At 36.5% G+C, this 20,885-nt stretch carries 29 protein-coding genes; all 29 read right to left on the bottom strand.

What is annotated here, in order from left to right; genetic code table 11:
• Positions 1-137: 137 nt before the first annotated feature.
• The 29 genes from OC535_RS00925 to OC535_RS00785 all read right to left on the bottom strand — a co-directional run bounded on the left by OC535_RS00925 (position 138) and on the right by OC535_RS00785 (position 20,802).
• A complete protein-coding gene (locus OC535_RS00925; protein ID WP_498822957.1) occupies positions 138-437 on the bottom strand; it encodes a hypothetical protein in 300 nt (99 codons plus the stop codon).
• A gap of 1 nt (position 438) precedes the next feature.
• Positions 439-1,011: a hypothetical protein gene (locus tag OC535_RS00920; protein ID WP_498822956.1), complete on the bottom strand. Its 573-nt coding sequence runs from the start codon at positions 1,009-1,011 to the stop codon at positions 439-441.
• Positions 998-1,360: a hypothetical protein gene (locus OC535_RS00915; RefSeq protein WP_498822955.1), complete on the bottom strand. Its 363-nt coding sequence runs from the start codon at positions 1,358-1,360 to the stop codon at positions 998-1,000. The genes OC535_RS00920 and OC535_RS00915 overlap by 14 nt, the downstream gene beginning before the upstream one ends.
• On the bottom strand, positions 1,360-1,773 hold the full coding sequence (locus OC535_RS00910) for an HK97 gp10 family phage protein (protein WP_498822954.1): 414 nt from the start codon (positions 1,771-1,773) through the stop codon (positions 1,360-1,362). Before OC535_RS00910 ends, OC535_RS00915 begins: the two co-directional genes overlap by 1 nt.
• Complete coding sequence (locus OC535_RS00905) at positions 1,766-2,071, bottom strand: hypothetical protein (protein WP_498822953.1); 306 nt, start codon at positions 2,069-2,071, stop codon at positions 1,766-1,768. Before OC535_RS00905 ends, OC535_RS00910 begins: the two co-directional genes overlap by 8 nt.
• Positions 2,068-2,379, bottom strand: coding sequence for a phage head-tail connector protein (locus tag OC535_RS00900; RefSeq protein WP_498822952.1), 312 nt, complete (start codon positions 2,377-2,379; stop codon positions 2,068-2,070). Before OC535_RS00900 ends, OC535_RS00905 begins: the two co-directional genes overlap by 4 nt.
• A gap of 34 nt (positions 2,380-2,413) precedes the next feature.
• Positions 2,414-3,478: a major capsid protein gene (locus OC535_RS00895; protein ID WP_498822951.1), complete on the bottom strand. Its 1,065-nt coding sequence runs from the start codon at positions 3,476-3,478 to the stop codon at positions 2,414-2,416.
• Between the two features lie 15 nt (positions 3,479-3,493).
• Entirely contained in the window at positions 3,494-4,084 is a 591-nt protein-coding gene (locus OC535_RS00890) for a phage scaffolding protein (protein WP_498822950.1), read from the bottom strand.
• Between the two features lie 157 nt (positions 4,085-4,241).
• A complete protein-coding gene (locus tag OC535_RS00885) occupies positions 4,242-4,502 on the bottom strand; it encodes a hypothetical protein (protein WP_498822949.1) in 261 nt (86 codons plus the stop codon).
• A gap of 1 nt (position 4,503) precedes the next feature.
• Positions 4,504-4,707: a hypothetical protein gene (locus tag OC535_RS00880; RefSeq protein ID WP_498822948.1), complete on the bottom strand. Its 204-nt coding sequence runs from the start codon at positions 4,705-4,707 to the stop codon at positions 4,504-4,506.
• Between the two features lies 1 nt (position 4,708).
• Positions 4,709-5,956: a minor capsid protein gene (locus OC535_RS00875; RefSeq protein ID WP_498822947.1), complete on the bottom strand. Its 1,248-nt coding sequence runs from the start codon at positions 5,954-5,956 to the stop codon at positions 4,709-4,711.
• Complete coding sequence (locus tag OC535_RS00870) at positions 5,946-7,382, bottom strand: phage portal protein (protein ID WP_498822946.1); 1,437 nt, start codon at positions 7,380-7,382, stop codon at positions 5,946-5,948. The genes OC535_RS00875 and OC535_RS00870 overlap by 11 nt, the downstream gene beginning before the upstream one ends.
• Positions 7,383-8,654, bottom strand: a complete 1,272-nt coding sequence (locus tag OC535_RS00865; protein ID WP_498822945.1) for a PBSX family phage terminase large subunit — start codon at positions 8,652-8,654, stop codon at positions 7,383-7,385.
• A complete protein-coding gene (locus tag OC535_RS00860; protein WP_498822944.1) occupies positions 8,626-9,429 on the bottom strand; it encodes a terminase small subunit in 804 nt (267 codons plus the stop codon). Before OC535_RS00860 ends, OC535_RS00865 begins: the two co-directional genes overlap by 29 nt.
• Before the next feature lie 301 nt (positions 9,430-9,730).
• Positions 9,731-10,225, bottom strand: coding sequence for a hypothetical protein (locus tag OC535_RS00855; protein ID WP_498822943.1), 495 nt, complete (start codon positions 10,223-10,225; stop codon positions 9,731-9,733).
• A gap of 222 nt (positions 10,226-10,447) precedes the next feature.
• A complete protein-coding gene (locus OC535_RS00850) occupies positions 10,448-10,702 on the bottom strand; it encodes a hypothetical protein (protein ID WP_498822942.1) in 255 nt (84 codons plus the stop codon).
• A 68-nt stretch (positions 10,703-10,770) separates the two neighbouring features.
• Entirely contained in the window at positions 10,771-11,046 is a 276-nt protein-coding gene (locus OC535_RS00845; RefSeq protein WP_498822941.1) for a hypothetical protein, read from the bottom strand.
• A 107-nt stretch (positions 11,047-11,153) separates the two neighbouring features.
• On the bottom strand, positions 11,154-11,309 hold the full coding sequence (locus OC535_RS00840) for a hypothetical protein (protein ID WP_498822940.1): 156 nt from the start codon (positions 11,307-11,309) through the stop codon (positions 11,154-11,156).
• Between the two features lie 33 nt (positions 11,310-11,342).
• Positions 11,343-11,546 (bottom strand): hypothetical protein, encoded by a 204-nt coding sequence (locus tag OC535_RS00835; RefSeq protein WP_498822939.1) that lies wholly within the window; start codon positions 11,544-11,546, stop codon positions 11,343-11,345.
• Positions 11,543-11,797, bottom strand: a complete 255-nt coding sequence (locus OC535_RS00830; RefSeq protein ID WP_498822938.1) for a hypothetical protein — start codon at positions 11,795-11,797, stop codon at positions 11,543-11,545. The genes OC535_RS00835 and OC535_RS00830 overlap by 4 nt, the downstream gene beginning before the upstream one ends.
• 210 nt (positions 11,798-12,007) lie before the next feature.
• Positions 12,008-13,360 (bottom strand): DEAD/DEAH box helicase, encoded by a 1,353-nt coding sequence (locus tag OC535_RS00825; RefSeq protein ID WP_498822937.1) that lies wholly within the window; start codon positions 13,358-13,360, stop codon positions 12,008-12,010.
• A complete protein-coding gene (locus tag OC535_RS00820) occupies positions 13,350-13,679 on the bottom strand; it encodes a PDDEXK family nuclease (protein WP_498822936.1) in 330 nt (109 codons plus the stop codon). Before OC535_RS00820 ends, OC535_RS00825 begins: the two co-directional genes overlap by 11 nt.
• A gap of 265 nt (positions 13,680-13,944) precedes the next feature.
• Positions 13,945-16,299, bottom strand: a complete 2,355-nt coding sequence (locus tag OC535_RS00815) for a virulence-associated E family protein (RefSeq protein WP_498822935.1) — start codon at positions 16,297-16,299, stop codon at positions 13,945-13,947.
• Positions 16,300-16,314: 15 nt separating this feature from the next.
• Positions 16,315-18,294 (bottom strand): DNA polymerase, encoded by a 1,980-nt coding sequence (locus tag OC535_RS00810; RefSeq protein ID WP_498822934.1) that lies wholly within the window; start codon positions 18,292-18,294, stop codon positions 16,315-16,317.
• Positions 18,248-18,793, bottom strand: coding sequence for a DUF2815 family protein (locus OC535_RS00805; RefSeq protein WP_498822933.1), 546 nt, complete (start codon positions 18,791-18,793; stop codon positions 18,248-18,250). The genes OC535_RS00810 and OC535_RS00805 overlap by 47 nt, the downstream gene beginning before the upstream one ends.
• Positions 18,794-18,805: 12 nt before the next feature.
• On the bottom strand, positions 18,806-19,054 hold the full coding sequence (locus OC535_RS00800) for a hypothetical protein (RefSeq protein WP_498822932.1): 249 nt from the start codon (positions 19,052-19,054) through the stop codon (positions 18,806-18,808).
• Positions 19,054-20,226 carry a DUF2800 domain-containing protein gene (locus OC535_RS00795; RefSeq protein ID WP_498822931.1) on the bottom strand — a complete coding sequence of 391 codons (1,173 nt, stop codon included), beginning with the start codon at positions 20,224-20,226 and terminating at the stop codon, positions 19,054-19,056. Before OC535_RS00795 ends, OC535_RS00800 begins: the two co-directional genes overlap by 1 nt.
• A gap of 1 nt (position 20,227) precedes the next feature.
• A complete protein-coding gene (locus OC535_RS00790; protein ID WP_498822930.1) occupies positions 20,228-20,605 on the bottom strand; it encodes a hypothetical protein in 378 nt (125 codons plus the stop codon).
• Complete coding sequence (locus tag OC535_RS00785; RefSeq protein ID WP_498822929.1) at positions 20,605-20,802, bottom strand: hypothetical protein; 198 nt, start codon at positions 20,800-20,802, stop codon at positions 20,605-20,607. The genes OC535_RS00790 and OC535_RS00785 overlap by 1 nt, the downstream gene beginning before the upstream one ends.
• Positions 20,803-20,885 lie beyond the last annotated feature (83 nt).

The following is a 20,885-nucleotide window of genomic DNA, read 5'->3' as shown; positions in this document are numbered from 1 at the left end:
TATTGAAAGTCCTGTATAATCCGCTATAGCCTTTAATTCTCCACTTAATAAGGTATACTCACCTTCCCACTCATCCGACACAAAATATTTGTTAATAATCGCATCACGAATCTTTTTGTTGTCGGGAAGTGGGATTTTTAGTTTGGGTCGTTAAGAGCCCTTCTTGAAAGCATAATACATTCTTTATAAATTCTTGTTATAGCTCCCGTTGGAAGTACATCTATATCTTTTTGCGTAAATTTTATACCTGTCGTATTTCTATTTAATAGCCATAAAATTATTTCTGATTCATCTTCATGAGTAGCATTGTCACTATTTTCATATTCATTTATTTTTTTCATACCAGCATACGTTAATTCTGGACAACGAATTAATTTATCGCCGATTTTAAATTCAATGTATCTGTTTGCATATTCATTTAAATCAACTGTTTTCATATTAAACTCCTTCCACTGATGTTAATTCTTCAAATTCGGCATCTGTTAATTCTTCTTCAAATTCGGCCAACCAATCTTTTTTTCTTTCGATTGCACTTAGTTGAGCATCAATCGTCAACTCTTTCTCGCTTGTAAATTCTAATGCAAATCCATTACCTCCTTGCGCAATTGTGGTAAATCTAATTTTTTTGCCGTTATCTTTTTCATGTACAAACCGGACAAGCACATTCTTTAAGGCTTTTCGCCCTCCAAAAATAAGTTTTCGACTTTTAGCTGTTTTATCTGTTTCAAAAGAGGCAGTAGATAATAGAGCTAATTTATCTAACTCCCAGCTGATTATTCCTGTCTTAACGGCCACAGTCTCACTTATTGTAAACCTCTTTACAATTTTTCCATACTGATTTTTTACATCATAAAGCTCCGGTGTATATTCTATACTAAAACCGCTATTACAGTGCCCTACATTATGCGTTTCTGTTTCAATTTCTGAGTTTTCGGGTATTTCTGTTTCGTCAAATTCATACATATACAGTTCCCCTGAACCCATTAGAATCTCTTCTTTATTTTTTTCCATTATTTAACCTCCATTTAATAATAAAAATTAGTGATAATTCCCATACCTGTATACTATCATTATATAATTGTCCTCCTCCTGCAAGTTCAGCACGAAAGAGCAAGTTTTCATTACTATACCATGTTTTATTTGTAGGAGTTTCTAATATATCCAATATTTTATCTCTTTGTGTTACTGCATTATCAAGATTGGTATCAATTATTTTTATTTCATACTGCGACTCTCTTATACATCCAAACGAAATAGGTGTATGTGTGTAGCATATCCCCGGCAATTCTGTAACGAAAGAAGGTCTTATATTAACATTTAAACATTTATCTATATATTTTTTTAAATATATTTCAAACATCATTTTCCTCCTAATTTATTTTCTATTCGTGTTTTAGCCTTATTTTTTGCTCTATCCATAAAAGGATTAGGTTTTTGACCTTTTGTTGTATGCCACCCATCATATTTTCCACCTTTTGCTTCATATGTCCATGGTGTCTTTCGACCATTACCATCTTTTGCATAAAGCCCAGTCCCTTGATGCACATGTGGTGCAACCTCTTGGCTGGATCCTACACATCCTACCACACTCTCATTTTCTAAAATAACTTCATGCACTATAGAAACCCTAAGAATTCCCTGGTCTACAGGACATTCTCTTTTCACTTCTGCTTCTAGAACAATACACGCAGATTCCATGTTGCTCTTTAATGTTTCTATTATCTTTAATACTGCATCATCTATGCTTTTTGTGAAATTTTTATTATTAGTCATTAGTAGATACCTTCGATAATATGAGCATATTAGTTACTCCCATAACAGCTTGATCATTAATTTGATAGATTTCATCATCGATTTTTAAACGATTTTTTTTTGTTATTGAGCAATCGAATGTTAATGCGATATAATCTGCTTTTTCATATTTAACTCCATTTACGATTTTAACTGACTGTACATTATCAAAGAGTTTTACCCTCTTTAATTCCTTTTCGAGAATCCAGTTTTGTTTTTTTTCTCCTGTTAAAGTAGAAATGTTTGTGCACACTTGAACTTCCGCATCTACATATCTCATGGAAATCTCCTTTTAGATTTAATTTTTTTTAAATCTATCTCGCTTAAATTATCTTGAAAACTAAAAGAAATCCCACTAAAAGATTGTGAATTTAAGCCTTCTGCTCCAAATTTATTTATTGCCGCAAGTACAGAATTTTTAATTGTACTTGAAAAAGAAGATGGCAAATCCTCATTTTCATCGTAATGCAGCATTTCACGTAAGTCGTTAATGCTGTCTTCTACCATGTCATAAAGTAATTCTCTGTCTATATTTTCTGCATTAGGTCTTAAATAAATCATTTCTACAATTTTTTCTTTACGTATCATAATAATTCTCCTAACACAAAAGGATAGTAGTTTACTATCCTTTTGAAATAATTCTCGCAATAGGCACCAATTTATGAGCAATCGTATCCCCGTCGCTATCTGCTACAAGTCCCCAGTTAGTACCTTTTGCCAACTCATCATTTGTCGGTGATAAAGACGCTTGATTTTTCTTAAGGTAAGAAATGCCATAAACTGATACCCCATTACGTTTTCTTGAAATAAGCGTATCTTGACCACCGTTTATTTTAGCCTCACGGACCATTTCATATGGAACTTTTACCGGCATAGGCTCAAGAGAAAAAGCTGCTTCGCCTAAAATATAAGTTGTATATTTTGTATATGCAGGTGATGCGTTTTCTCCAGTTGTAGCAGCTACATTTTCAGTTGGCATACTATCATCAATTATAACAATACGTCCGTTCCATGTTGCTAAACCTAAATCTCTTTCAACCCCATTTGCATCTGTATATTTTAAATATCCTAATAATTTTAAATTCTCTAAATTTGTTGCTACCGCTGAGTGCATGATAGCAAGCTTAAATACATCCTTGTTATCTCCACACGCTTTTTGAATTGTATTATTTAATGTCGTTGCATCAACAACACCATCACCTTCTATAGAAGTAATATCATTGGTGTGGGCAGTAACAAATTCTGTATTTTTTGAACCTGTCATTAAAAACACACCTTTTAAGATAGCTAACAAAACATCCTGATCAACATCATTCCAGTATTTTAGAATCTTATTTCTGACATTGGCCATAAAATCAACTCCACCAGTAATGTCATAAGAAAAATCTTTTTCTGTCCAGCCATGTGCTCTGCCGTATGTAAAGCATCCTTGTAAATAAGTTTTTGTTGAATCTGTAGTGATATCTGTTGCACCATCATAATTATCTGGTGTTCCTTCTAAATTTCCATAAAATGGAATTTCCGCGTAAGCGGTAGTTGTTTGTCCTGCAAATGTATCAGATAATCGCTTATCTCTTACAATCGCACCACTTTCTAATAATTTATTTCTTCTAGCATCTGGAATCGAATTCATATATTTTCCAAATGCAACTTCATTAAAATGTTTTGCATCAAATAATGCTGCCATAGTTTATCTCCTTTTCTATTTATTTTCTTCCAATGCTACAAAATCTTCATAAGTCATTTTACTTAAATCCTTTGGAGGGGTTTTTGCACCATCAGGATTAGCTGGCGATGTACCTCCTAAAGAAGGTTCAAATAAATCAGCATAAGATTCAAGAATTGCTTTACCCTGATCTTCTAACCCCAAAACATTTCCATTTTCATCAACGTTCAATTTATCTAAATCAAATTCTTTGCGAATCAAATTTTCATGTTTTGATTTATGATCACTAAAAAATTTATTAATTGCTGTCTGTTTAGCAAAATCATTCTTTAATGTCTTTGTATCAGTGTCATACTGCTTTTGAAGATCCTTGAGTTTTTTATCCAAGTCTTTTTTTTCACCATCAAAGTCTTTTACAGTATTATTTAAGGTTGCTATCTGTTGATCAGCTTTAGCAAGCTCTTTTTCTTTGGCATCATATTTTTCCCTACTGATGTATTCGCCACCAGCAAGATTAGCAATCTTAATTTGATTGTTTTTATCAGCTTTATTGTGCGCCTCAATAGCTTTTAAAAGTTCCTCATAAGTTAACTGCTTATCACCAAATATTTTTTTTAAAAACTCCATATTGATTGTTCCTCCATTCCACCAGCATTTCTTATTTATATGTCGAGTTTCTCTCGACTGTGGAATACATGTATTTATATCTCTGCATGTTCGAGAAAATTTAAGATAGTTTATATGCCTTATCCAGGGCAAAATAAAAAGCACATCACTGTGCTAATTACCGATTATTGAGCTTATCTAATTTCTTCTTGAACATCGGCTGTATACGATTAAATGCAACTGTATCATTATTTATTCGAGCTTGATCCAGTTTTTTTTGAAGCTCCTTTGTTTCAGCATTATGCCACATAACATGATATTCAGCTCCACAATGCGGGCATGTATAAAATACTTTTATCAGTTTTTCTAAAAATCTCTCACTTAATACCAAATCTGCTGTATTGATATCGTTATTGCAAATCGTACAGGTTATTAACATATTAAAAACCATCCCCCTCCATTTTTTTTAACAGCATATTTTTGTATTTCTTTTTCTCGGTATCACTGATATCTACAGTTCCTATAACAACCGCTTCAGGTATATCATATAAAAACCTAAACTCGGTTTTATCCTCATCTGATAAGTGATGATAATTCTTTCTTTTGTCATCATCTGACAGTTTTAAAAAGTCTTTCAGTTTCATTTTAATCCAGCTCCTCTAGAAGGATAAACACCTTCCCTTTTTTCTCTTCCTTAGCTACTACTTTAAACGAACTACCACGTTTATACAATACCTCTCTTTCAAGTTTATTTATAAGTGTCAGATCTTTTCCTTTTTTTGAATTTAATATATATATTTGAATATTTCCTTTTTTATTATAAATTTCACCTGAAGTCGTTGATAGATATTCATGATATGTTACGATCTTACCAACTTCGTGTTTTTGCAAAAAAGATTCTAATACATAAGGATTATTAATAATTAATGATCTTGTAATATCACCCTTAAAATTATCCAATTTATCCAAAGCAGTATCAAGATTTTCACTCATTTGTTTTATACTTTCACTTAAATTTTTCCCTCGTCTTAAAATATCATTTATTTTATATGACTCACTAGAAATATACTGATTCATTGCATACATCTCATCATTTGACAGATCATATATATGCTGAATATCTTCTTTTGTAATTTCATCCTCAAATACTGGCAGCCATGTACATCTGCATCCAGGGTGACAAGGTAGATTAGGTGCTTTATCAATCGGATAAATCTTACCGTGATTTGCTCCACATGTTTTACAGGTACGTTCATCTTCAGCAGCCCACCATCGTACATATTCAATACCCGCATCTATTAATCCTCTCATTGAAGCTCTGTTGAGTGAATTAATGGTTTCAGTACGTACGAGGCGATGACAAATGTTCATATCCTTATTCATTCTATTGGAAAGCTGAAAAGCCATTTCCGCAACGGTTTCACCTTTTGTAATACCGACAGATAAAATATTATTTAATTCATTTGCTAATTTTCCTGTATTTTTCCATAACCTTTGTGAAAATGATGACCCCTGCCAGGGTGTATTAATTATATCCTTACACACATTTTTAGACAATCTTGAAAACTTTTCATCACTGATACTGACAAACGCTGTTTCATGAATATTCTGTATCTGCTTAGAAACATTTTTAAGCATTTCTTTTTCAACACTCTCACCAAGTTTTTCACACTCTCTGAGTATTTGGTCCTGAAGTGATTTTAAATGCTCTCGACGATATTTTTCACTCCGTGTGAGCTCTTTTAATTCATCCAGTTTCATCAGTTCTGAACGGATGCTGTTCATTGTTTTGTTGTAATGGTCCAAAAGCGCCATATTTTCCTCTTCAAGTGAATTATAAGAATCCCATACAACATTGGCTAGTCTTTTTTCCCAATAAGCACTATTCTTCATTGTTGCCATCTTCTTTTATAGGAACTTTATCTTTAAAAGGATTATTATAATCGTTTTGTTCTTTTATCTTTTTTAGCTCTTTTCCAATATCTTTGACCCACGGGTGGTTAGCAAGAATAGTCTCATCACTTATTACTCCCTTTGAATTACTACAATTTGCAATAGTTTCAGTTTCATCTGATTTCATGTCTACGTTAAAAGTTATTTCAATTGGTATTTCATCTATCGCCTTATTTTTTTCTTTTAAATAATGATTAATGAAATACTGTAATGTTTTAAAAGATTCCTGGTACTCCTGCGCCATTGCATTTGCTTTAAGTTCAAGTCCAGAATATAAAAATTTAAGCGCAACTCCTGAAGGAGCTGAACCAAACTTATCTAAATCTTTATTAATTGACTGACCATCTTCGAATATGTCTCGCTTTAATTGCTCATAATGTTCTTTTATGGATGTAACATCAGTTGGTGGAGTAGCAATATCAACACCTCCTTCGGACTTGTCATCCAATAACGCCATTCGATATTCTTTCAGTTCGCGCATAAACCTTCCTTTGTCACCGCCACCATATCCATAAACAAACACTAAATAATTAATTGCATCATCCACATAGTTTGCGGTCTCGCTTCTTGAATGATCATAACCATCTATCAAAGATTTGATAAATTTAATATCAGGAAATTCAATGATATTGTTCTTAAATGGTACAAAAGGGACACGTCCCCAGTTTGTCCACACTCCATCTTTTCGATAATGTGCAGTTGGCCCATTGTATTCATCAAGCATTTTATGCGGATCAGGAACAAGCAAATCATTAATAAGCCGATAATATTTAACATCTTGAGTAGACCATACTTCAACTTCAGTAACTGGAACTCTTATATTTCCCTGCCACACTATTTCATTATAAGCTCGAATCATATAATCTAGCTCTTCATGACTTCTATCACGCCAAATTGGGATACACTGTTCTGAGGGAATGATCATTGTTTTGAACTCTCCTTTTTCATCAAGGTATACCTGGAGCCAGCCAATGCCTTTATTAGAAGACTCATATCCCAGTTTAAATATAGTATATCTGCAGCTTTCTAAAATTGGTTTAATGGATTCCAAATAATTTTTATTGGGATGGTCAAGTGTATATGGTTTAGATAGAAGATAAGAAACTTTTTCATCGATCATCGTTTTGTACTTGGCATGAGCCAGTTGATTATGAGCTTTATAATCCTCTCGCTGCTCCTTTGTTAAAGGCTTCATTATGTCATTATCTACTCTGTAGTATCTTTCTCCAGTATCCATCCATCTTTTTTTATTTGAATCGATAAACTCATTAATTAAAACTTTTACACGTTCCTCGTTTAATTCATTAGTTTCATTTGCCATACGTGAAGCTATCACTCCCTTCCTTATTGCTTTTATCAGCCCCATTTAAACACCTCCAAGCTGTTTTCTTAATATTGTATAAACAAAGTAACGGACTGCATCCATACAGTGGTCATGTAGTTTGACTGGTTTGTCTTCACCTCTTTCACCAGCTTTAGTATCCCATGTATAGCTGGCAAACTCTTTTAAAGTTTCTATGCAGTTATTTTGAAAATATATGAGTTCTAAATTTAATGCACTTCCAACAACACGGATACCATCTTCAACGTCATTTTTAGCTTTACGTACATTGAAACCGCGCTTTCTAAGTTCAGTTATAAATGATGCTGCAGAAGGATCTACAATAATCTGTCTTACTTTTTTACCATCTAAGAATTTTCCCAGATCATCTGCGTATTCCCAATCGGTTTTCTGTTTTCCATTATCGCGTCCTGAATAGTAGTACTCTTTAGTGCAGTACCACTTGCCTCTATATGATTTTTCCCAAAGCAAAAAGACCATGGCATTTTGGGTTCCATAGTCACAACTTACATATCTACTGTCCTCATCATTGATCAGGTCCTTTACTGTATCAAAACAGTTTTTTGCAGCATCAAACATATCATAAATAATACCTTCAGCCACACACCATATTCCAAGAATGTAACGTTTATAGAATACACCTGAATACATTGAACGATAACGTTGTTTTATACGCTCCGACAAACTTAAATTATCATCCATCGTAAAATGCAGATAAATAAGGTTCTTGTTTCTTTTTTTATTTATCCAGTTAATTTTAAACCAGTGGTAAGGTCCATCAGGATTACAGTTAAACCAATATTTTGACCCATCAACTGAACAACGCCCAGTAGCCTGATTAACAAAGCTCTCTGGCATCAAAGCAACTTCATCAAAAAAACATCCTGCCAATGTAATACCTTGAATAAGATCCTGAGAACGTTCATCTTTTCCGCCAAAAACATAAAAATGGTTTTTAATGCCTTTTCTTCTAACAATAACAAGATTATCGGCACGATGATCTTCAACTTTGTATCCCCTGGCTTTAAGCATCAGTTTTAGCCAAAACAGAACATTTCTTCTAAATGAACCAATAGTTTTTCCACACATTCCAAAGTTCTGATTATTAAATGTAGTCATGGCCCATAGAACATACGATAAAGACATTGCAACTGTCTTTCCTGAACGAATCGCACCATCAGCAATGATTCCATCTTTATTTTTTACTGGACTGTCAGGACACCACCAGTTCAGTACCTGACGCTGCTTTTTAGAAAATAGTTTGAACTTAAATGTCGCTATCTTCTTTTTCTTCATCTTCCCAGTCCTCTTTCGCAGAACCATTTAATGCATTCAAAAAGCCATCATCTTCATATTCTTCTTCAACTTCATCATTCTTAGAAACAATTGATTTTGTTTGTGCTTTCAGTAATTCAATCTTGGCTTTCTGTTCATCAGTTGCTATATTCATGTGTTTTGACAACCATTCAAGCGCTTTTAAACGGTCACTGAATTTAAGAGCTACCCCGTTTTTATCCTGTTTAACTTCCTGAATAAGTGTTCCATCTACTTTTTCACTGTTTTTTAAAGCAACCCATCCATCTTTGAAAGTTGCATAATCTGTAATATCAGCAAAAGCGATGTCTATGTACTTTTGGACTATATCATGTGGATCAAGAAGTGCCTCAGCATATATTTCTTTTTTTAACCTTTTAATTTCCTCCTGAACCTCTGGCAGATTGTACCATCTGCTTCCACCTACCATTGCACTTGCATATGTGACATCGGGCTTTATTTTAAGATATGCCTTGACCTGACTGTGGTATTTCAGGCAGTAAATACAAAAGAGCTGTTTCTCTTCATCCAGCTCTCCTTTAGCAACTATTTCGGTTGCTATTTCTTTGCATACTTTTTTTGTACGCATACTTTTTGATTTTGTACGCATACTTTTTGCGCTTTTTTTATCTCTCCATCGATATCTCTGGGACCATGACTTGACAGTAGAAAGAGAAACTTCATACTTAACTGCAATGTCTTTATATTTCATTCCATCCAAATAATCCACAACTGCTAATTCATATTTTTCTTTCAAGTCATATCACCACCACCTCTTTTCGTATACTAAGTTATTTTATTTATTCTCGCATAAAGCGACACCATAGAAACAAATTATATTTATACAAAGGGGAGGCGTTATTGACTAGCTGGTGCCGCTTTATCTAAAAACAAAAAAAGCCTTGGGAGAGGTAAGGCTTTTTTGCTGTTATCTAAAATTCAAGAAAGGAATTATAAAAATGAAATTATAATAGTGCTGTCTTTCTAAAAGACCACATTAACATAGTACCATACTTGACAGGGAGAATCTTATACATAAACCAAAAAAAATGCTTTTTTTAAAGCATTTTTAATAAAATATTATTCGCTTTTCTGTATAGTGAATTAATATTTAAGATATTGTAGTTATCCATTACCTCATTTTTGCTGGTAGCGCTAATGTAAAAATCGATAATAAAATTTCTATCTTCTTTATTTAGTTTTTCTAAATAATATTCTATAGTTTCTAACCGCTCGTTTAAATTAAAATATTCTTTTATATACCGATTTCTATTTTCTGCTATGTATTTAGCTTGCTTGATCTCTAGCTCTGTTTTTTTATCGATTAGATAATTATATCTTTCTAAACTGTCTTGGACATAGCCTCCAAGCCCATCTCCATTTCCCGGGCTTTTTACAAGTGTCAATTCTTCTTCGACCTCGAGAAGCTTATTTTTGAACTCTCTGAGAGGCGTTTCGTAATCTGCTATTATTTTATCCCGTTCATACTTTAACGCGTTGTACATCTTAATTTCGTTACGTAGAACGGGTAATGTGTGTATTTTATAGATCAATGTTCAACCTCCTATTTCTTTTTTCTGCTTCTTTTTTTATCAAAATAAACCGCATAACAAATTAGCATTGCCAATTCACATATTAGGGTTGCACCTACTCCGCACCAAAATTCACTTATGTACATTTCAACCACTCTTTCCAGCAATTCATTTGTTGTCCAACTAACGAACCACATTTAGAACATTTTGGCCAAAAAATCATATATTCTTCTTTAGTCAAACTCATTTTTTAATCCACCCCAATTCTATTAACTGCTGATGTATAGCTTCGTGTATTTTTGTATCGATATGTACTTCATAATCTATACACTTTTGATCGCTCCATATCGTATATGTCTGGTCAAAAATATGAAACACTATTCTCCAGTAAGCGCCATTATGTCTGTTATAATTTTCTGTAACATACCATATTACATTTTTAGGTGCTTTTTCATAAAGTTCCAATCCAAGATTTTTAAACATTTCTTGTGCTGTCATTTTTTCTCACTCCAATCTATTACTTGTTCAAAATTCGAAACGAAAGTTCGTCTAATGCTTCTTCATATTTATTCATCTTTAAATAATCCCAATTCTTTTATAGTATATTCTTTTCCTAATACCATACCTTTGTACATTGTTCCTTTTTGAAAAAATGGAAGATGTATATATTCAATTCCAAAATAGCCATTCATTTCAACAAAAATATATTCTCTAATATCATCGGTAACTTTTGTGATATTAAGAGTTTTGATTTTAAACGGTTTCAAAACGCTTTCTAAGTATGTTTTTTCGTCATTAGTAAGAATCGGTTTTTCAATTTCTTCCATTTTATTTTCTGTCATCTTTCTCATCCTCCTTATATCTTTCCTCCAGCTCATCTAGCAGGAAGAACCCGCTTACTAGCAGTAAAAGCACGATAAGTATTAGCAATGTTTCTTGCATTTCTTGTTCACCTCTTTTTTCTAGCTCTGTACGTCCTGTGATAATGCTTTTGATACCAGCGTCCACATTCCCTGCAATAGCTGTTATGTCGGTTTTGTGATCTCATAAATCTAAAATTATCAATCTGCATATATTCACCGCACATTGAACATTTTCGTTTCATACCTTTCCTCCTATACTAAAACATTAACTTTTCTTAACGTTCATCCTCTACTTCATAAATGTCCAAATGAACATTTCTTCTGGCTTTGCCAGGTATATTTCTATTTTTGAATGCTGTCTTCTGTGAATGGAATGAGCTTACATTCATTCCTAACTGCTTAGCACATTCTCTTGCGGTACCCATTGCCAATATTTCATCTGTACGATTGTCATAGCAGATATATTCCTTCGTTTTCATAAGTCCTTGCCTCTATGCTTCATATAATCGATTACATCATCGTAATTGCTGAAATCAGTCTGATTGAGTATATTCGTAGATGATGTTATCTTCTTTGCTATCACATCAGGATCATCAGTATGCAGTGCTCTTATGACTCTTTTGATCATGATGTCATTTTTACTACTGCATTTACGTTTTCTAACGACTTTCTTAGGTACCTTCTTGCTGATTTTTTCCATATCAGCTTTTATTTCCTCCATAACGTCCATTTTTTTACACCTCCACATCAATCAATGACGGATTGCTGTTGATATTAGGGATTTGATTCTTGCAGAAGCATTCCCTGATACCGCTGGCTCTCTGCCACAGATTGAATCTTTCATATTTTTCTATCAGAGTCCAGCCACATGACTTGTGGCCAACTCTTAATTTTTCTTTTGTAATGTCATATCTTGTTAGTTTTCCCATAATTTCTGCCTCTAAATATTATATTCAATGATTTTTGATTTAACATAATCCATAAGCGCCTCCTGTGTTTTTTCCTTGTTTGCAACTGCCTTCAGTATTCTTTCATCAATGGTTCCTTTTGACACGATATGATAGATCAGTACTGTTTTGTCCTGACCCTGGCGATAAAGTCTGTCATTGGCCTGCTGATAAAGCTCCAATGACCAAGTAAGCCCAAACCAGATGATGATATGTCCACCATACTGCAGATTGAGACCATGCCCGATAGAAGCCGGATGCGCAAGAAGTATAGGTATTTCTCCGCTGTTCCACTTTTTGATATCTTCATCACTGTTGATCTCATATGTATCAAATCTTTTCATGATACGCTTTCTGTCATGTCTGAACTGATAGAAAACGATTACTGGCTGCCCATTCGCTGATTCTATGAGATCCTCAAGTACATCAAGCTTGTGATCATGAACACTCACGATATCATGATTTTCAGTATAGACTGCGCCGTTAGCTATCTGCTGAAGCTTGTTGCATGCTGCAGCTGCATTGCCTGCAAGTACTGCATCATCCTGACCCAATTCGATGATCGCATCTTTTTCAAGTCTTTTGTAATAGTTCATCTCAGCTGGATTTAGTTCTACTGCAATATCGTGGAATATCTCATCTTGCATTTCCAGATAATCCTCTTTGCTCATCGATATGCAGATATCACCTATACGACTGTAGATCGTATTTTCCGCATCAGGGAGCGGCACATAGTCATAAACGATATATCCATTGCATCGTCCTGGCTTGAAATATCTCTGTCGATATTGCGTTATCGTCTTTCCAAGACGTTCTCCCTGGTCAATCAGATAAATCTGCGCCCACAGATCCATCAGCCCATTTGGTGCAGGTGTTCCTGTTAGCCCGACAACTCTGCTGCATCGGCCGATATATTTTCGTAACGACTTGAACCTTTTTGACTGATTGTTCTTGAAACTGGAGAGTTCGTCAATGACACACATATCGAAATCCCAGTGATGATTGTTCACTAGCCACGTCACATTTTCACGATTGATGATATATATATCCGCAGCTGCTTCTAATGCAGCTTTTCTTTCTGCAGGAGTTCCAACTGCTATGGAATATCTTAGATGTGCTATCTCATCCCATTTTTCGATTTCACCCGACCATGTGCTTTTTGCAACTCTAATTGGCGCTATCACAAGTACTTTCTCTATCTCCATGCGACTGTAGATAAGCTCCTCGACAGCTATCAGTGTGCTGATCGTTTTACCAAGCCCCATATCCAGCAGCAGCCCGCATCGTTTGTGTTCAAGAATAAAATCGATTGATTTCTTCTGGTATGGATATGGCTTAAACTTCATCTGGTATCTCGCCTTTCATAAGACCAGTTACCAGATTATCGACCTGCTGTTTCGTGTTGATGAAAAATGTCTTGAACCCATACTGCGAAAGCTGCTTTGCTCTCCATGTCTGCATTGGAGAGATCCGTCCGCCTTTTTCTCGTTTGGTTTCGACAAAACATATCATTGCGTCTGGCATCAGCACGATTCTGTCAGGGACCCCTTTTGTACCTGGTGCGTTCCATTTGGGGCACATCCCTCCAAGATCCCTGATGCTTTCGACAAGATAGTCTTCTATTTCTTTCTCTGGTTTGTTATTGGTTCTACTGTTCCATGCCAATTTAATCTTATCTCCTCTCTACATAAACATCGTCTCGCGCGCACGCGTATACACATATCGCGTTTAGGCGTGTATTTTATATAATTTATATTAATATTTAACACTATATATGTTTTTAATGTTTACCTGTTTACCAATCCCCTGAAAGCCTTGCCCCGTATAGGACTAGCCTGGTAAACACCTTGATAAACACCCATTTATTATGTGTTTATCCTGTTTATCACTTAGGTGAACACTTATCGACTGTGATTACATCTTGTTTGCTCTAGGTGTTCACTCTTTTATACCCCCGTTTTGGTCCATATATCTTGAATCTCATCGGACTTCTCTGTTTTTCCCACGTACCTGTACTCTCGATTATCTTATTAATACTCGCTATCTCGTAAGCATTTAATTTCTTAGTATCATCATATCCAAGCGCCTCACACCATATCTCCGCCGAACATACCTTGGTTCTTTGTACAGTTCCTGTCTTATTAGAATTAATAAAATCCTGACGATCATACAGGTCCATAGCATCCCAGTTGTCGGGTAGCAGCCTATCCAGATACTCTTTTATAATTAATTCATTAGGGTCCTCCATCATAAAGAACTCCTGTTCTTCTTTAGCGGCTCTCTCTAATTCCTCATCTAAAAACAGCGATTCTGTTGAATTATCGTACAGATACTTGGCCTCTGCCCATATCTGTTTAACCTCCCCCTCTGTTAGATCATCGAACACATTTTTTCTTGATTTACCTTTAACATTACCGCTGACTATCCAGTATCTGCGATTACCGGTTTTGTCTCTCAAAAACGCACTCTCATTCGTTGTGGCGACGAAAATACACTGTCTGGGATAATTTTCAGTCCTGCGCCCATATGCCTTCCTAAAACGGTCTGTAGTCCCTGACAAAAATGATTTAATTGTTTCAGCATCACTTTTTTTCATTGCCGTTAACTCACTGAACTCAACTATCCAGATGCCCTGCAATCCTTCTAATGCATCTTTAGTCTTAATGTCCTTGATAGAATCTGTGTACCAGTTAACAGCTAGTTTTCTCACGAAAGTAGATTTTCCGCAGCCCTGCGCACCCATAATCGTAAGCATGGTATCAAACTTACAGCCGGGCCTATAGATCCGGGTAACTGCTGCTAAAAGCGTCTTTCTCGTCACCGCCCTTACATATTCGCAGTCGCGGGCCCCAAAATAATCAATTAGTAAGGTATCTATTCTTTTCTTACCATCCCATTCGAGACTTTCTAAAAAATCTTTAATCGGATGGAATGAATTTTTTTGACATGCTTTGACTGTCGCATCGAATATCTTGTCTTTGCCGGTTATGCTGTATTTTCTATCAAGATATGAACGAATATAGACATCGTCGTTATCAGTCAGCTCAGCATCCCATTTATGTATCTTGCGCCATGGCAAATCGCGTAATGCATAGAATCTTTTAGACAGCTCGTTATATCCCAGCTTGTCTTTAAAATAAGGGTCGTTATTCAAAATTAATTCGATATTGAAGTAGTTGCCGATAACAGCGCCCTGCTTTGTAACCTGCAGTTTTTCTTCCCAGTCTACCTCATCTTCAAACTCTTCGATAATACTGTTTTTAGCCTTTACTATTTCTTTTATTACTTTCTTATCCTTAGTGGCTAATTCTTCCATTGCTATATAGCTTGGAAGCTTGTTAGCTGGTGTATTTTCCTTTGCGTCTTCGTCAAGCTCCTTGAACTTGTGGAGCCGTACGAGATCAAATGCATTGCACAGCATACCGCTTGCAGGATCTGTTCCATGATGAGAATAGCTGAATATTCCATCATAGGTAATGACACCGGCTGATGTACTTCCTTTTGTATAGGTATATCTGTTATCTACGTCACATGGTTCATAATCATCAATAAATGCTTCAATAGCCTCATCAATCGTATAGCTTCGACAGAACGCACCAACAACGCCATTTTTTTCAAGCGGGTTCTTTTGTTTTCTGATATCCTTTTTAACAGCATCTCCTGCTCTTTTGCTTGATGGCCACGACGTAACATCTGTCCAGTCTTCATATTCCCCAAGAACATCATCAGCGCTTAAGAAATCGCTGTCTATGGACTCAAATACAAAATCCGCACCAGATGATGTGCTTGGCCAGTACATCAGTCTCTGTGGCTGATATGTCGTATCATCGAATGCATTGATATCAAGATTATCTGCAATCTTTCTTGCAATCGCCTGATATTCATCTGGACTTACCTTTCGGTCTAATGGAATGATAAGTCTCAATCTTGGATGAGCGGGCTCATGCTTGTGCGTTGAATAAATACAGCTTGCATTGCCATAAAGCAGGCTCCATCCATCCCATATGGTCATGTCACCAAAATCGATATCAAGTGCAACGACCTGACGGTATTTGACGTTCGTTCGACTTCCTTTGACAAGATAGCCTCCAACGAACCCTCCAACATCCTTGATATCATCCTGCTTTGATTTAGTCATTTTCTTATAGTCTGTTAATGTTTCAGGGGTACGAACAGTACCGGATAGTTTCTCTACCAGCTCCGACCAGTACATCTGCTTGTTCTTCCATGTTTTCTGTTTTCTGCTGTTTCCGACAGCTACATCCAGCTGTATATCATTCATCATGGTTTTACCCCCCGTTTAATCTTTTTTGTAGTAAGGAGTTTCATACCCCTCAGCGTTCAATATGAGCCCAGGAGCCCATTCTACAGGCTCACACATAATCGAACATACATCTTTAACTTCTGCACCTGCAGGTGCCTCTATGATCACTTCATCATGCACATGGCCAACTATGTCATATCCTGCTTCAGCAAGTCTGAGCATGGCCTGAGCAAGGATGTCACGTGATATGGCCTGTACGATATTTTCTACGAGTTTACCGCCCCACGTATCCGTCAGCTCCCACTTGCGAGATGTCTGATTCATCCCTTTGTACTGGATCTTGGCTCCTTTATCTGTATCTACGATCTTTGCATCTCTGTAACAAAGCTTCCTTCCAGAAGGGAGCTTTATGATAAGATGCCCTTTTCGATAGGCGAATACGATATGTTCTACTCTTCTTCTTACTGTCTGCTGGTAGATGGCGTCTATAGCTTCATTGCCGACCATTGTCCATAATGAAGTGATGCGTTTATTTGTATTGCGCCACATCTTGACCAGTTTAGGAAGTTCATCTTCTTTAAGTCCCATTTCTAATGCACCCATCGATTTGAGTGCTGCAGGACCGCCACCATAGCCTAAAGCAAGTTCCGCGATTTTTCCTTTCTGTCTCAAATGGCCATTGACTCCATGCTTTTCAACAGGTACCTTGAACATCTGACTCGCTGAAGCGCAGTAGATATCGCCATTATTTTTAAAAACATTCATGCGCCACTTTTCACCTGCAAGCCATGCGATAACCCTTGCTTCTATAGATGAATAATCTGCTACTATGAATTTACAACCATCTTTTGCAATAAAAGCTGTTCTAATAAGCTGTGACAGTGTATCCGGCACACTTTCATAAAGAAGGTCAAGAGTTTCAATGTCATTGTCCCTGACAAGTTCTCTTGTCATGTCGAGCTCGTCTAAATGGTTCTGTGGCAGATTCTGCAACTGAACGAGACGTCCCGCCCATCTGCCTGTACGGTTGGCCCCATAATACTGAAACAATCCTCTTATTCTATGATCTCCATTATCTGCCCTTTCCATTGCTTCATATTTAGCGGTTGAAGTCTTGCCAAGAAGAAGCTTGAGCTGTATAGCTCTCTTTATTTCTGGATCAGTTACACTCTCATAAAGTTCTGGTCCTGTTTTCTTTGTAAATGACTTGACTTCAAGTCCTTTTGAATTAAGGTACTGCTTGAACTGAGCCGTACTGTTGGGATTTGATAATCCTGTAATTGTTTTCAGCTCATCTATATAACCCTGTGTTATAGTACTGTCTATTTCTACTGCATTAGCTACAAGACGATGATCAATCATGATGCCTCTTCTGTTGATCTCCTGATCAAGTATATAGACACTTCTTTCCCAATCAGGCTGTTTAAAATCCTTCAGTATCTCATACGCTTTTTGCTCAACTTCAACATCTCGAATACAGTATTCAATGAATGTTTCCCACTTAGCCATGTCATGTCTTGGCAGATTCCTTGTTCTATGGCCATTTGACTTTGTAGGTTTGCATGGCTTTGAAAAATAATTGATGAGCAGTGTTCCTACACTCATCTTCTGTTCATCAAAGTTCAAGGCTGCACCCAGATTATTCAATGACCCAGGAAGTCCATTATGCATGGCAAGTGCCATCGTACATACCCACTGTCTTGGATCAATGTCAATCATGAAATATTCTCCGATACATGTCATTTCAAACTGTGCGTTATGCGCAGCCTTTACAACAGACGGGTCCTGCAGATCTTCAAGAAGATCATCGGGAAACTCATCATTGACCATATCTATGCATCTGACTTTTTCATTGTCATAGGCATAGGCAAAAAGCAGTATTTCAAATGAAGGGTGCGATGCATAGGCATACACACCCACCTTCGTTAGATCGAGCTCACAGTATGTTTCGATATCGATGTGAAGAACCCTAGATGTCATAGTCATCATCTTCTGGCTCTTCTTCGTCAAAATCATCAGAATTGACCCCACGAGCTCCTAATGCTTCTCCATCTTTTTTGAATTGAACGCCGCCTAAGGCTACTGCAACACCTTTGTTGCCGTGAGAGTCAAACGCAAATACATCTAAGATTGCATTGACATAGCACCCGCTGTAGATAACATTGTCATCTTCAGCTAAAGGTGACCTGTCTCTGTCAACGACAGTTGGACGTTTTGAATTGTTGGCATTGAAGAAATACATTCCTCCATAAACTTCCAAGTCGTCCTCTCTTTCTTCATCGCCATCTCTAAGCGGTGTTTTCAGTTTGGCCGGGATCTTATTGTCCTTGACCAATTTAGGAAATTTTTCACGCGCAACTTCATAAATAGCCTTTTTGAGCTCCTTGATTTGTGGATGGTCCTTGGGGATAATGAACTGTGCACTGTATTTTTCTTCTTGACCTTCCTGCATAGCACGTGCCTTGAATACATTGGCATAACTGATTCTTACATTATTTAATTTGATTCTACTCATTGTGTTTCTCCTCTATCTGTACATATTAATTAATTTTTCCTGTTTTGATTTTGAAAGCTTTCTGAAAGCTTCAAGGTGCATGACACAGAAACCTCTGTCGTTTGCACCAACGAAGAAGTTAGGTGTCGTATCAAGAAGCCTCAGCGGCTTCTTTCTTTTGTTTTTAGGTTTATTGTATTCGTGGATACGTTCTTCATTTCCACGTATCCTGTCTTCGATGATCCTTTGTTTGGTCATCTCTATTTTTTCTTCTTGACTCATCATGATTCATCCTCAAAATCATCAGCAGTCGTATAGACTGGTCTTTTATCACTCGCCGGGGCAAGTGTTGGTTTGCCTTTTGGCTTTTCAATATATTCGCCAATTAACTCATGGAATTTCTTTTTCCCGATGAGCTTTTCAAGATTTGTCATAGCGACTAGTTCCTTAGGCTTATAAATGACAAATTCCGGATAGCCGTCAGCGAGAAGTATGTCAATAACCTTATCTTGATCTGTAAATCTGCGATTGCTTCTGCCTTCCACAACCTTGTACCCGGGAACCTCAAGTTTCCCTTCAAGCATGCCGTTGATCGCATAGGACTCAACATCTTTGAGCCAGTTTTGAACCGTCTTGATACGCCCAACTATCATTGCAATATCATCAGGTTCTAACAGTGACTTATCCAGATTCCCGTCAAGATCCTCAAATTCTTCTTTGACGGTTTCAAGACAATAGTCAGCAAGTTTTCTGCATCTGTTCTTCATCTTGCAGAAAGTACAGTGTTCTCCGGCATTGAATTCTCCCCCACCAGCAATTGCAATTGCTGCAGTAGGTTTGACTGTACAATTTCCCCACTCGGTAAGATCTTTAACACTCATCACAGATTCACTGATATTGCTGATACGTGGCTGATAGATACACATTTCCACTTTATCGAAGTCATATATAAACCCAAACATCTCTATTGCACCAAGTGCGTACAGTTTCATTTGTGGGTTATTTTCAGCAAAAACTGGTACACCTTTTCCGTATTTGAAGTCAATGACAGTTAATGTTCCATCCTGTATGATGATACAGTCACCAGTTCCAAATCCTTCAGGAACATATTCGCTGAAATCAAGTCTTTCTTCAACGAGAATGACAGCATCATTAGAGCTTGTCTTTTCAATTATGTAATCGACATAGCCATCTGCATATTCAATCATTTCTTCATCGAAAAGCTTATCCCTTTTAAGCTTGTTAAGATGTCTTGTTACAGCTGATTTAGCCATGGCCCCTAAATGGCTTCTTAGTTTAACTTCACATATTTCATGTGCAAGAGTTCCCTCCATAGCATAGACACTTGTACTGTCTGGAAGCTCTGCCTCAAGCATCGCAGATGGCGGACAGTTCAGCCATCTGTGTGCTCCGCTTGCGCTCAACAGTGCATGGTTTCTACCTGCATGATTCATATTAAATCTCCTTTAATTCAGCAAGATAGCTTTCTAACTTGTCATCAGGAAGCTCATCTATCTTGCTGTAACCATATCTTGTAGTTAAGGCTTTTACTTCTTTTTGTTTCTTGGCTTGAACCAATTTAACGCCAAGCTGTTTGATTTCCTTTCTTAATGCTGTGTAATCAGCTACAGGCGCTTCAACAGTTTCTTCTGTAGTTTCTCCCTTTTGTACTTCTGTGGTTTCTTCCTTTTGTACTTCTGCCATCCTGACATCTGATATTTCTTCCGGTGATGCAGTTTTATGTATAGGTGTGCTTCCTTCTAAAATCTTTAAAAATTTCTGTGCTATACTTTTCGTATCTGCGTCAAGGCCAATAATTACGTTTACTTCCATTAGTCTTTTTCCTCCTCCTGCACTACTGTTCTTTTTAAAGCAAAATCTAATAATTTTATAGCAAGATACCCTTTTGAAATCCCCGTATCTTCTGCCAGTGTCTGCAGTTGATCGTAGATCTCAATTGGAACCATTAACGGTTTCCAAATCATGCTTTTTTTATTGCTTACATTCTTTTTAATGATAATCTGTTCCATTTTTTCTCTCCTTTATAATAATTTTTCTATTAATCCCGCCGTGATAAATCCAGCAAGAATAATAATAATTACGACTGTAAATA

The sequence above is a fragment of the Clostridium sp. Marseille-Q5894 genome (assembly GCF_946902305.1).
GTDB lineage: Bacteria > Bacillota_I > Bacilli_A > Erysipelotrichales > Coprobacillaceae > Thomasclavelia.
This window is presented reverse-complemented; position numbering and strand designations above follow the sequence as displayed.